Below are 12,655 nucleotides of genomic sequence, written 5' to 3'. Positions count from 1 at the left end.
ACTTGCTCTTCCTCACGATTGTTGATCCGTTCTATTATTTGTAGAGTTTATAATACTCGGTTCATGAAACGAAGTCAATTCTTAATCCGATGTTACACCGAGTGCTTCCAGCGCCATATTGACGTGCTCCTCCTGCTGTGTTTGCAGAGCGAATTTAGCTATTTCCAACGGATATGCCGCTTGCATCTCTGAGATGTGTTCCTGCATTTTTGCCCATTTCCGGCCGCCTGCTTGATCATAGTATTCAAGCAAACGGGCAGTTTCTTTTTCTCCGAAAATGGTTTGATAAAGAACAAAATCCTTAGCTGGGTCAGCAACCTTCGCTTCTGTCCAATCCAGAAGTCCTGTGACACGTCCATTTTGATCGATAAGGATATGCGGCGGGTGGAGATCGCCGTGTATCAAAGAAGAGAAACCCGGCCAGTATGCATCATCATCTATCCACTTTTGCCATCTTTCCCAAAGCGTCGTAGATACGCCGAGCTTATTCTTCACATCAACCATAGAGTCTGCTGTCATTTGCCTGAAATCTTCTGGCCTTATCACTTCTATTCCGGATTGCCCAGCAGATATTTGATCCGTGCCATGTAATTCAGCCAGTATGTCGGCAAGTGTGCGGACAAAGTCGTCTGACGGCGGCTGATGATCCATATTCCATACATATTGCTTTTGTTCCAAGTCAATTCCAGCAGCCGGCGTTCCTTTTAACATTGGGTAAGCGATCAATTCCGGTGTATGAATTCTCCAATCCGGCACATCAGCAGTCAGATTCGCGCGGAGAAAGGCAAGCGTTATGCCTTCTGCAGATGCTCTTTCCACAACATCACTTCGCCGCGGTTTTCGCAGCACCCATGGCATACCTGTGTCGTCCTTGGCAAATACAACTTGAAAGTCCATTCCAGTTTCATTCAATTGCGCGTTCTCAGAATGAACCGTCAAACCTTGGCTGCGTGCAAGCCCGACAATCTCAGTGATAAGCTGTTTTTCGTTAAGGTTTGTCATCCCATTTCCCCTTTCTCATGCTCCGGCCTGCAGTAGAGAGAAGGGATGCTTGAAGGCACAAAAAAGGGCAGGCACGCCACCCTCTTTTTTGATAATCATGTAAGGGCTCATACATAGGCGGATTCATCCCGATTCTCTCGCATTCAGGCGAGAGTTGTTCACTATTGAATTCGTGTCACTCGGAATCTAATGAATGCCATGCTGTAACCCCTCCGTTTCCTATACGCTGATTTTCATTTTACAGCATATTCCATCTTTCCGCTATAAAAACATGAATCAAGTCACTGGAGCAGGATTAAACAAGCACAAATCATTATGAAGGCCCCAACGGTCTGCCCACGTTTGTTTGCGGCCGCTTGCCACATCCAAAATCGTCCTGAAGATTTCCCAGCCTACGTCTTCGATACTGGCCTCTCCTGTCGCGATTCGGCCGGCATTGATATCGATTAAATCAGCCCAATGCTCTGATAAGGAATGCCGCGTCGATACTTTCAGCACCGGTGCAGCAGCCAGGCCATATGGTGTTCCCCTCCCTGTCGTAAACACCTGCAGATTCATGCCCGCAGCCAGCTGCAGGGTGCCGCACACAAAATCGCTTGCCGGTGTCGCCGCGAACAGCAGGCCTTTTTGCTCTGCTCTTTCACCAGGGCCGAGCACGCCGGAGATGGGGCTTGTGCCTGATTTCGCTACCGAGCCTAACGCTTTTTCCACCACATTGGATAATCCGCCTTTTTTATTGCCTGGTGACGGGTTTGCGCTTCGGTCTGCGTCTCCCCGCCGGAGATAGCTGTCATACCACTTCATCTCTTTGATCAGTGATTGTCCGACCTCTTCACTGACAGCCCGCGGCGTTAATAAATGAATGGCATCCCGCACCTCTGTCACTTCAGAAAACAAAACCGTTGCACCTGCGCGAACCAATAAATCAGCCGCATACCCCACGGCAGGGTTCGCCGTCACGCCGGAAAACGCATCACTGCCGCCGCATTGCAGACCGATAACCAGATCCGAAACAGGGCATGACACCCGGGTTCTGCTGTTCAGCCTGATTAACCGATCCTCCGCCATTTCCAAAATGGATTGGATCATCGCCGCAAAACCTCGGTGATCCTGGAGCGATAGAATGTCATCATCATTTTCGGAGGCAATTCTTTCCGGGAGGAGCTTTTCACATCCCAATCCGATTACCATTACTTCTCCGCCGAAGTTCGGATGCTTTGCGAGATTTTGAATCGTGCGGATCGGAATGACAGCGTCGGGCGCATTGATCGCCACGCCGCATCCGTATTGATGATGCAGCGGCACAACGTCATCGACATTTGGGTATTTCGGCAGCAGCTCTTCTTTTATTCGTTTGACTGCATAATCCAAAACGCCAACAACACATTGAACACTTGTCGTGATGCCGAGGATATTTTTTGTCCCCGCACTGCCATCCGCATTACGGTATCCTTCAAACGTGTAGCCTTCAAGAGGCGGCCGCGGCTGCGGCACCCTGTTTGCGAGAGGAAGATCGTCTAACGCCGGAGGAGCGGGCATTCTCACGAGGGCTTCCCGTATCCAGCTCCCGCGTTTGATCGTCTCATCAGCAAATCCAATCACCTCTCCGTAACGCACGATCTCGTCCCCTTGATTAAGATCGGTGAGGGCCACCTTATGGCCTTGAGGAACATCCTCTTCAAGTACGAGCCCGCATGAGAAAACAGTGCCCTTTGGCAGTCCTCCATCATTTACAATAATCGCGGTGTTATCTATTTCATGCACTTTGATGTAAAGGGGCGCTTGGTTCTTCCTGAGGTTCATCGCCATATGAAAATCACTCCTCATATCTTGGTAAGCGTTTTCTAAATTAGTTTTAAAAAAACCGCAGCTCTTACGTTTCAACTGCGGTTGCTCACCATTATTTTTCATCCATTCCTTTTAGAATTTTGTCACGGACAAATTTCAGATGCTCATACATGTGGTAATGTGCTTTGTACGGATCTCTTTTGGCAAGGGCATCGTAGATTTTTTTGTGATATTCGACCGTTACATCTCTCTCCCTGTACGGAATTTGGCTGTCAATTTTCGCATGGGTGATCAGCAGGGACTGAATCATCCCTTCAACGACGGGGTTATTGGCGCTTAACGCAATAATTCGATGGAACTCTTTATCCGCTTCACCATAAAGATTGTCAGTGCTGTTGGCAATATCGTCGATCGTCTTCTGCAAACGCTGAAGCTCTTCCTCATTGATTTTTTCCGCGGCAATTGTCACGAGTCCGAGTTCTAGCGCCATCCGCGCTTCAATGATAGCCGGAAGATTATCAGTGGCCAAGGCAAGCATGACGGAAAACGGCTGCATGCCGATTTTATCGTTGAAATATGTGCCCCCTCGTGTTTTTCTCGTAATGACGCCCAGCGTTTCAAGTGAACTGAGTGCCTCCCGAAGCACCGGCCTGCTGACATGCAAAATGTCCATCAGTTCCATTTCTGTCGGCAATTTGTCTCCGGCCCTCAACTGTCCGCTCGATAATAAATGGACAATCCGTTCGATGACCTGCTTGGCTAATGTTTTCCGATTGACTGTATCGACTTTCAAATCCTCTAAACCTTCGTACACGAACAACTCTCCCTTCAGTTGTTCAATTGTAAGACAAAATAGCGGATATGACAATATTTACAATCAAACTTATCGCACAAGACATGGACGCTTCCGGTCAAATTCCCAGTTGCTGATCAGGAACTGCATTGGGATCGCGTCATTCCGTGCGCCTAAATTCATTTTCCGGTAGATCTCATGCGCTTTTTCCACTTGTTCCATATCAATATCGACGCCTAGTCCAGGCTTATCCGGCACCTTGACACAGCCAGAAGAAATCTCAAAAGGCTGTTTCGTTAATCGCTGCCCGTCCTGCCAGATCCAATGGGTATCAATCGCCGTGATCCGCCCCGGAGCCGCTGCTGCCACATGGGTAAACATCGCAAGGGAAATATCAAAGTGGTTGTTGGAGTGTGAGCCCCATGTCAAACCCCAATCATGGCACATTTGCGCAACCCGCACCGATCCTTGCATCGTCCAAAAATGCGGATCAGCCAGCGGTATATCGACCGAATGGAGCTGAATCGCGTGACCCATTTCCCGCCAGTCAGTCGCAATCATATTTGTCGCAGTCGGAAGCCCTGTCGCGCGGCGGAATTCAGCCATTACTTCACGAGCGGAGTAGCCATTCTCATTCCCGCACGGATCTTCCGCATACGCGAGCACATCTTGCTTTCCTTTGCATAATGCAATAGCTTCCTCTAATGACCATGCCCCGTTCGGATCTAGAGTGATCCTTGCCTCTGGAAAACGTTTCGATAATGCGGTAACAGCTTCGATTTCCTCTTCTCCCTGCAGCACCCCGCCTTTCAACTTGAAATCCTGAAAGCCATAGCGCTCCTGTGCGGATTCGGCAAGACGCACAATGGCCTCCGGCGTCAGCGCTTCCTCATGGCGCAGACGGAACCACGCACAATCTGACTGCTCATCGCTTTGATACGGCAAGGTCGTCCGCTTTCGGTCGCCGATGTAAAAGAGGTAACCGAGCATTTTTACTTCATCACGCTGCTTCCCTTCGCCCAGCAAAGCCGCGACCGGTTCCTGAAGAAACTTTCCAAGCAAATCTAACAAAGCCGCTTCCAGTGCAGTGACGGCGTGCACAGTGGTGCGCAAATCAAAGGTCTGGATTCCGCGTCCTCCCCTGTCCTGATCGCCAAACTGCTTTCTGACTCTTTGCAATATCGCCTGGTACGCACCGATAGATTTTCCGACAACAAGCGGCTCTGACAGCTCCAGTGTGCGGCTAATATGCTCTCCGCCAGGCACCTCGCCGACTCCCTGATTTCCGCTGCTGTCCGTTAAGATTACGATATTCCGGGTAAAAAACGGGCTGTGTGCTCCGCTTAGATTCAGCAGCATGCTGTCATGTCCCGCAACAGGAATCACCTTCATTTCAGAAATTGAGGGAATATTCGATCTTTTCTCTTTTTGAACCTGCTCTTGTATCGGTGAACTCATGCATTTTCCTCCCTTTATAAAGCGCTTTCATAAATATTAGACAGGCAACGATTGATCGGGGTCTTGTTCTTGTTTCTTTAACATGACCCGTTTGATCGGCCCGACCAGCAGCAAATAGCTGAGGATCGCCGCAATCGCGTTAGCGCCGACAAACACAAGCGCGCCATTGAAAGATCCAGTGGCATTGACAATGTATCCGATAATAATCGGTGTTGTAATTGAGGCAATATTCCCGAAAGTGTTGAACAAACCGCCGCTTAATCCTGCACATTCTTTCGGAGACGTGTCCGACACGACAGCCCAGCCCAATGCGCCGAAGCCTTTTCCGAAAAACGCGAGTGACATAATGACAACGACGAGCCATGCTGAATCTGTGTAGTTGCAGACAATCATACTGCAAGACAGCAGCATGCCGGCAATGATTGGCACTTTTCTTGCAAAGGTCAGTGAACGGCCTTTTTTGAGCAAGATGTCTGACACAATGCCCCCAAGGACGCCGCCGGCAAATCCGCACAGCGCCGGCAGGGAAGCGACAAACCCAGCTTCAAGAATAGACATGCCGCGGGCCTGAACCAAATATACCGGAAACCATGTGAGAAAGAAATAGGTGAGAGTCGTAATACAGTATTGCGCGATGTACACGCCAATCAGCATGCGGTTCGTTAACAGCTGTTTGATATACGGCCATTTCGATTCTGTTTCTTGTTTGCTTTTACTGTCATCCATGGAAATCAGCCCGCCGCCCTGTTCGATGTAAGCAAGCTCAGCTTCATTAACCTTTGGGTGTTTTTTCGGTTCATACACCGTTTTTAGCCAGATGACAGCCAGAAGAATGCCCGCAATACCCATGACAACGAAGACGGAATGCCAGCCGAAAGAGTGGGTAAGCCAGCCCATTAAAGGAGAAAAAATGACGATTGCGAAGTATTGTGCTGAATTAAAAAAGGCTGAAGCTGTCCCGCGCTCGGAGCTTGGAAACCATGAGGCAACAACTCTGCCGTTTCCGGGAAATGAAGGCGCTTCTGATAAACCAACCAGAAAACGCAGTGCAAACAGCAGGATAATCGCTGTGCCGGCGGAGAAAAAGCCAATCGCCCCTTGCAGCAGCGTAAAAAACGACCAGAAAAAGATGCTTAACGCAATGATAGTCTTTGAACCAAAACGGTCCAGCAGCCAGCCGCCCGGAAGCTGTCCGATGACATAGGCCCAGCCAAAGGCAGAAAAGACATATCCCATGGCGACCGAGTCCAATCCCAAATCGTGCTGGACGGAATCTCCGGTGATGGAAAGCGTCGCTCGATCCGCGTAGTTAATAGAGGTCACAAGAAACAGCATAAACACGATAAACCAGCGCACGGACGTTTTTTTGCCCGCCGGTGTAACATTCGCAAAGTCTTTTTTCATAGTATCTTCTCCTTTTCAAAGTAGAGAATCATATGCTGGCTGTGATAAAGCTGGGAAAGAGACGCATGCCTCTTTCCAGCACCATTACGGCTTCACAAAAACGGTTTTGATCGCTGTGAAAAAGTCCTTCGCTGCCTCACCCTGTTCTCGGGAGTGGGAGCTCGACTGCTTCATGCCGCCAAAGGGAGCCTGCAGCTCAACACCTGCGCTTTCTGCATTGATCCGAACCAGTCCGGCATCGATTTCATCAATGAAAGAAAGCATTCGGCCGATGTTTTCCGTGAAGATGGATGCACTTAAACCGAACTTCACATCATTGGCAATGTTCAGCGCCTCCTCCATCGAGTCCACCTTGATCAAGGCGATCACCGGACCGAAAATTTCCTCCTGGGCAATTGTCATCTCAGTTGTCACATTGTCAAAGATGGCAGGCTGAACATAATAGCCGTTTTGATACTTTCCGTTCTCCAGCTTTTCTCCTCCTATTAAAAGGGAAGCGCCCTCCTGTTTGCCTTTCTCAATGTATGACAGGCAGTTATCAAGCTGATTCTTGCTGGCTATCGGTCCCATCCATACATCCTCTTTTAAGCTGTCTCCGATTGTAATATCTTTTGTGCGCTGGAGCAGTTTTTCTTTAAAGCGCTCATAAATTCCGCTTTGTACAATGACACGGCTTGTCGCAGTGCATTTCTGGCCGGTTGAACGGAAGGCCCCTGTTATGACTGCTTCTGCCGCAGCTTCAAGGTCAGCGTCATCAGCTACGATGACAGGGTTTTTGCCGCCCATCTCAAGCTGGTACTTAGCTCCCCTCGCTAAAGCGGCTTGCCCGATGATTTTTCCGACTTGATTTGAACCGGTAAACGTAACGGCGTTTACACCGTCATGCTCAGCAAGCCCCTGCCCGACAACAGAACCCGGGCCTGTCACCAAATTGATGACCCCTGCCGGGAGCCCCGCTTCCTCAAAGCAGGCAATGATCTTCGCGCATGTCACAGCTGTTTCTGTCGCCGGTTTGATGACAACGGTATTGCCGTATACCAATGCCGGCGCCATTTTCCAAATCGGAATCGCCACTGGGAAGTTCCACGGAGAAATCACGCCGACCACACCGAGCGGAACACGGGTGGTAAACATGAGCGCGTCTTTGTCAGTAGACGGAATGACGTCACCCGTTTTTCGCATGCCCTCTCCGGCGTAATAGCGCAGAATGGCAATCCCCCGGGCTGTTTCTCCCTTCGCTTCCGGCAATGTTTTACCCATTTCACGCGTTGCACAGGCGGCGATTTCCTCCAAGCGCTGCTCCATGATATCCGCTGTTTTGTATAAGTATTGGCCGCGCTCGGCACCCGTCAGCTTTCTCCAAGCCGTTTTGGCTTCATTGGCGGCGGCGACGGCACGTTCCACATCTTCAGCCGTTGAATTCTGTACATATCCGACAATATCATTCACATCGGCAGGGTTTTCGACCTTGACCATATCGCCTGATTGAGACTTAACCCACTCTCCTTTAATAAAGTTGAGGTACGTGTTTTGTTCCGTGATCACAGACATGCCCATTGCCCCTTTCGTGTTTTTTCTGGTCAAACCGTCGCGGCTTTTTTCGGAAAACGGTCAGCCGCCTGCTTCAAAATTGCTTCCAATTGCTGATAATGATCTTTTTCAACCGGGCCGACAGGCGGTCTGGCTGTATTCCTTACATTCAAACCCATGATTTCCATACCGGCTTTAATCAAGGATACGGCGTAGCCTTTTCGTTGTTTGCGAATGTCGTTGATCGGCAGAATCACATGCCGATAGAGTTCCTTCACAAGCTCGTCATTTCCGTTTTTCAATGCATCATAGAACATTCGCGAAATATGCGGGATATAATTTGAAATCGCTGAAGAGTAAGAGTGGAACCCGATCGGCAGATATGCCGGCATCGTCACTTCAGCCATCGGCATTCCGTTGAGCCATCCCAAGCGGTCGCCGATCGTATAGACGAGGTTGATATTCAAATCCATATTTCCTACCCCGTCTTTGACACCGACAAGCTGTTCACATTCGGTCAGACGTTTGATCTGTTCAACAGAGAGAACTGCGTTATCGCGCTGATAAAGAATCGCGTTCAAGTCAGTGCTTTCAATAATCGTTTTCGCATACTGGTACAGCCCCTCCTGTTCGCCATGCACCAAATACGGAGGCAGAATCAAGTAGCCGTCGGCGCCTTTTTTCTCCGACAGCTGCGCCCAATCAAGCGCTGTGCTGAGGTTGCCGCCCACCCCCGTGTAGACCGGCACCTTTCCTCCGGCTGCCGAGACTGCGACTTCCACCATTTGCTCATATTCCTTCTGGCTGAGAGATTGGAATTCACCAGACCCGCAAGCGATAAATATCGCTTCCAAGCCCTCATTCAGCAAAAACTCAATGTTTTGAAAAAGAGCTTCTTCCTCCAGTTTTCCTTGTGTGTTAAAAGGAGCAACCGGAAAACCTAAAATTCCAGCGGGTGCTTTTCTGATACGGCTCATCAACATAACCTCCTGTTATTTGTGTATACAGCCTCTATCTGTAAGCGCTTTTATTAATTTTTCTTTCACATCCGCTCCTTCCCCATATATCCTTTTGTTTAATTGTAAGACAAATAAACAATAAGTCAATATCTTTATTTTCTGATATTTTATAAAAAAGCGGCAAATCACTGTCCGGCCGGGATTCTGCGCAGCAAAAAAACAGCCTGGTCAGCCGGCTGTTTGGTTTATATCCTTCTTTGTTTCATCGTCTCATGCAAAAGCTTTGCTTCCAAAAAAAACACGTGGATGAATTTTTTCATATTTATTCTAGCAGGTGCAAGGGGTTTTGCATCCTTGGATTGGAGTTCTTTCATTTTCTGGCTGACAACCGGAAAATCAAAGAATTTCGATGCATAGGTTTCAAATTTTGGATTCGAAAAATCAGTTGTGCCCAGTGAAGCAAAATGGTGCAGCGAATGAATAATCGCTCTGCGGATACGCTGCTCCGAGGCTTTCATTTCGCGATTGACGTCCGTTTGTGAGGCCCCTGTCCCCAGCTTCCGTACCGCTACTTGGGTGAATATTTGTTTTAACGAAGGGCTTTGTTTTTCGTGCGGCTCGGATTGCTCGTGTTCTGCTAAATACTGCAGGACCGCCATGAGATCATGTGCGCCGCCTTCTCCCATCATGCCCAGCTCGGACAACAGGAATGTTCCTGCCTCTTTTAAACCGCTGTCACTCTTCTGCTGGGGACGCGCTTTCCGTTCAGTCCGATTGACAAGCCGGCTTAGAGAATGCTGGATGGCTCCAATCGAGTGTTCAAGCTCGATCCGCTCCTTCACCTTTTGGAGAACCGTGACAATTTCAATGCGGTTAATCGGCTTATGGATAAAATATTCGATGCCGAGCGAGTACGCTTCCCCGACCATTTCCTTCGCCTCCACTTGAGAGATCATTACGATTTTGCCGGAGTACGTATTCTGGATCTGACGAATCGTCTCAATGCCGTCTCTTCCGGGCATTAACAGATCGATTAATAAAATATCAATCTGCTTAAATTGCAGCATATGCCCTTCCACTTGGCTTCCGTCGTCAGCTTCACCAGCAGCTTCCCCGAGATCTTCGTCCTCAATGATCTGCCTTAAAATTGACCGCACCGCACGGTCATCATCTGCAATAAAAAAACGCATAGCTTTCGGTTCACCCTTTCTGAATCAAATGCCGGACAGGCAGCCTGATGGCAAACACCACTCCCCGCTGCTGATTATCAAACGTGATATCCCCTTCTAGCTCTGTCACGATTTCCTTTACGTAGGAAAGTCCGATACCTGTAGAAGGCGTGCCAAATTCGTCATATTTTGAAGTAAAGCCCGGGTCAAACACAATGTCTCCGATTTTCTCGGAAATCCCTGGGCCATTGTCTTCCACCTGGAATTCTACCATACTCTCATTTGGCTTACGGAGCCTCAGGCTGACCATTCCCTCTTCATCCATAGCCTCTACCGCATTTGCTGTTAGATTATTAATGATCGAAAGCACGATAAATACGTGATATTCGTCATGCTCTCCCTCGATCGAGCAGTAAAAATCAATCTGCTTCCCTAGTGCTTCAGCGTACTTTTCATTCATTCGAATCACGAGCTGCAGCAAATCAGAAGCCCTCATATAATCTCTCAAACTCTCATTCGAAATCAGTTTTGAAAGCCCTGCGAATATCCGCTGGTTGTCCTTTTTCACTTCATGAATTTCTCCGGCCAGTCTCAGGATTCTGCCGCTCAGCTGAACATCCTTGCCCTTCATTTCCCGATAGAGCTGATACGAATCGTTTGTCACTTTCTCTGTCGTTTTCAATGTCTTTTTTAGGTGCACCGTTTCTTCATATAAATTGGAAACGATCATCAGCATGTGCTCGTGCTGCTGCCTTGTCTGTTTTTCTCTCGATTGTGTTTCATATAGCTTCAGCACACTATAAAAGCTCATCACAATAAATGTGTGAGAAATCGCAATCACCGCAATGTCAGTGATTTTCTCAGGCGTGACAACCGTATGAAAAATGAGAAATTGCACAGCCAGCTCGACACAATCTGACACAACTTCAATCATAAACCCAATGAAACCGAGCATAATCGGCCGTTCACGGAAACGATTGGCCTTTAATATGGAAAACAGACAGGCATAAGTCATATAAAAGAAAAAGCCAGACGCTTGATCATACAGAATCGGAGTCAGTCCATTGTGTCCTCCGCCCCATAATTCCAGAAAGACGCGAAAGATGAAAACAGCCGCTCCAGTCAGAAAACCCGGCAGCACAGCGGGCACATGCCGCAACAATGATAAAAAGAAGAAAAAAACCGGTGCCCCAAAGCTGACCCGGAATTCTTCATTGAGGGGATAAAATTTCAGTTCACCGGCCAGCGGCACCGTAATCAGCATGAGGGCCAATATATATCCGTCTTTTTCAATAAACCGTTCCAGTTTTATGTTGATCACATCCTCGCTTTTAATTTTGGGGAATCGGGAGAAAACCTGCAAATTGCTTTTGACCCAGAACATGAGGTTTTTATAAATCTTACTGCTTATTTTCAAAATGTTTTTGTCGTATTTTGTATGATTCTGTAGTCTCCATTATACAGTAATTATACCTTCCGCTATTATGAAAGCGTTTAACGCCCCCTTAGCCTTCGTTTTGATACACCTCAGTCCTTTAAGAAAAAATCAGTGAGGAGGAATTCGATGAAAGAATTGATAAAAGAGCACCAGAAAGACATAAACCCGGCGTTACAGCTTCATGATTGGGTTGAATACTATCGCCCTTTTGCCGCCAATGGACAAAGCGCAAACTATATCCCCGCTTTAGGAAAAGTCAATGATTCACAGCTCGGCATCTGTGTATTGGAGCCTGATGGAACGATGATACACGCCGGCGACTGGAACGTCTCTTTTACCCTGCAAAGCATTTCAAAAGTGATTAGCTTTATTGCCGCCTGCATGAGCCGCGGCATTCCCTATGTGCTTGACCGCGTAGATGTCGAGCCGACAGGTGACGCCTTTAATTCAATTATTCGGCTCGAAATCAACAAGCCGGGAAAGCCCTTCAATCCCATGATCAACGCGGGTGCCCTCACCATCGCTTCGATCCTTCCCGGAGAATCGGCATACGAAAAGCTCGAGTTTCTTTACTCGGTGATGGAAACTTTGATAGGAAAACGGCCGAGAATTCATGAGGAAGTATTCCGTTCTGAATGGGAAACCGCCCACCGCAACAGAGCGCTGGCCTACTATTTAAAAGAAACAAACTTTTTAGAAGCTGACGTAGAAGAAACACTTGAGGTGTACTTGAAGCAATGCGCTATGGAGAGCACCACAGAAGACATTGCGTTGATCGGCCTGATCCTTGCTCATGACGGGTATCATCCGATTCGACGCGAGCAGGTGATTCCAAAAGATGTGGCAAAATTGGCCAAGGCATTAATGCTGACGTGCGGCATGTACAACGCTTCAGGCAAATATGCGGCGTTTGTCGGCGTGCCGGCCAAAAGCGGCGTCTCCGGCGGCATCATGGCGCTGGTGCCTCCAAGTGCCAGAAGAGAACAGCCTTTTCAATCCGGATGCGGCATCGGCATTTACGGGCCTGCCATTGATGAATACGGCAACAGCCTCACTGGCGGTATGCTGCTGAAGCATATGGCGCAGGAGTGGGAGCTCAGCATTTTTTAAACAT

General features: G+C 48.4%; 10 protein-coding genes and 1 other annotated feature (1 of these 11 only partly in view). Of the genes, 1 reads left to right on the top strand and 9 read right to left on the bottom strand.

What is annotated here, in order from left to right:
• Positions 1 to 25, bottom strand: a binding site (T-box leader); it reaches 223 nt to the left of the window's first position.
• Positions 26 to 81: 56 nt separating this feature from the next.
• From mphK to glnK, 9 genes are all read right to left on the bottom strand, one after another.
• Positions 82 to 1,002 carry a macrolide 2'-phosphotransferase MphK gene (mphK, locus tag MHH82_RS38235; RefSeq protein WP_108029159.1) on the bottom strand — a complete coding sequence of 307 codons (921 nt, stop codon included), beginning with the start codon at positions 1,000 to 1,002 and terminating at the stop codon, positions 82 to 84.
• A 276-nt stretch (positions 1,003 to 1,278) separates the two neighbouring features.
• Complete coding sequence (gene garD / locus MHH82_RS38230) at positions 1,279 to 2,811, bottom strand: galactarate dehydratase (protein ID WP_338732102.1); 1,533 nt, start codon at positions 2,809 to 2,811, stop codon at positions 1,279 to 1,281.
• Between the two features lie 91 nt (positions 2,812 to 2,902).
• On the bottom strand, positions 2,903 to 3,604 hold the full coding sequence (locus tag MHH82_RS38225) for a FadR/GntR family transcriptional regulator (protein ID WP_003234813.1): 702 nt from the start codon (positions 3,602 to 3,604) through the stop codon (positions 2,903 to 2,905).
• Positions 3,605 to 3,673: 69 nt separating this feature from the next.
• The gene (gene gudD / locus MHH82_RS38220; RefSeq protein ID WP_340796500.1) at positions 3,674 to 5,041 is read right to left on the bottom strand and encodes a glucarate dehydratase; all 1,368 of its coding nucleotides are present in this window, start codon (positions 5,039 to 5,041) and stop codon (positions 3,674 to 3,676) included.
• Positions 5,042 to 5,077: 36 nt separating this feature from the next.
• Complete coding sequence (gene gudP / locus MHH82_RS38215) at positions 5,078 to 6,445, bottom strand: glucarate transporter GudP (protein ID WP_340796498.1); 1,368 nt, start codon at positions 6,443 to 6,445, stop codon at positions 5,078 to 5,080.
• Between the two features lie 84 nt (positions 6,446 to 6,529).
• Positions 6,530 to 7,996, bottom strand: a complete 1,467-nt coding sequence (gene gucD, locus MHH82_RS38210; RefSeq protein WP_340796495.1) for an alpha-ketoglutaric semialdehyde dehydrogenase GucD — start codon at positions 7,994 to 7,996, stop codon at positions 6,530 to 6,532.
• 29 nt (positions 7,997 to 8,025) lie between these two features.
• Positions 8,026 to 8,952, bottom strand: a complete 927-nt coding sequence (kdgD, locus tag MHH82_RS38205) for a 5-dehydro-4-deoxyglucarate dehydratase (protein WP_003246372.1) — start codon at positions 8,950 to 8,952, stop codon at positions 8,026 to 8,028.
• 227 nt (positions 8,953 to 9,179) lie between these two features.
• Positions 9,180 to 10,124: a glutamine utilization two-component system response regulator GlnL gene (gene glnL, locus MHH82_RS38200; RefSeq protein ID WP_041850656.1), complete on the bottom strand. Its 945-nt coding sequence runs from the start codon at positions 10,122 to 10,124 to the stop codon at positions 9,180 to 9,182.
• A 10-nt stretch (positions 10,125 to 10,134) separates the two neighbouring features.
• Entirely contained in the window at positions 10,135 to 11,367 is a 1,233-nt protein-coding gene (glnK, locus tag MHH82_RS38195) for a two-component system sensor histidine kinase GlnK (protein ID WP_072692859.1), read from the bottom strand.
• Positions 11,368 to 11,667: 300 nt separating this feature from the next.
• Between glnK and MHH82_RS38190 the strand changes: the two genes are divergently transcribed.
• Positions 11,668 to 12,651, top strand: coding sequence for a glutaminase (locus MHH82_RS38190; protein ID WP_032724836.1), 984 nt, complete (start codon positions 11,668 to 11,670; stop codon positions 12,649 to 12,651).
• The last annotated feature ends 4 nt before the right edge of the window (positions 12,652 to 12,655 follow it).

The organism is Bacillus sp. FSL K6-6540 (genome assembly GCF_038007545.1).
The sequence above is the reverse complement of the archived record's forward strand: the minus strand, read 5'-3'. Positions and strand labels throughout refer to the sequence as shown.

Excerpts from the sequence above, each read along its gene's own strand:
- mphK (WP_108029159.1), bottom strand. The coding sequence starts at position 1,002 with ATGACAAACCTTAACGAAAAACAGCTTATCACTGAGATTGTCGGGCTT.
- garD (WP_338732102.1), bottom strand. The coding sequence starts at position 2,811 with ATGGCGATGAACCTCAGGAAGAACCAAGCGCCCCTTTACATCAAAGTG.
- gudD (WP_340796500.1), bottom strand. The coding sequence starts at position 5,041 with ATGAGTTCACCGATACAAGAGCAGGTTCAAAAAGAGAAAAGATCGAAT.
- gudP (WP_340796498.1), bottom strand. The coding sequence starts at position 6,445 with ATGAAAAAAGACTTTGCGAATGTTACACCGGCGGGCAAAAAAACGTCC.
- gucD (WP_340796495.1), bottom strand. The coding sequence starts at position 7,996 with ATGTCTGTGATCACGGAACAAAACACGTACCTCAACTTTATTAAAGGA.
- kdgD (WP_003246372.1), bottom strand. The coding sequence starts at position 8,952 with ATGAGCCGTATCAGAAAAGCACCCGCTGGAATTTTAGGTTTTCCGGTT.
- glnL (WP_041850656.1), bottom strand. The coding sequence starts at position 10,124 with ATGCGTTTTTTTATTGCAGATGATGACCGTGCGGTGCGGTCAATTTTA.
- glnK (WP_072692859.1), bottom strand. The coding sequence starts at position 11,367 with ATGCTGATTACGGTGCCGCTGGCCGGTGAACTGAAATTTTATCCCCTC.
- MHH82_RS38190 (WP_032724836.1), top strand. The coding sequence starts at position 11,668 with ATGAAAGAATTGATAAAAGAGCACCAGAAAGACATAAACCCGGCGTTA.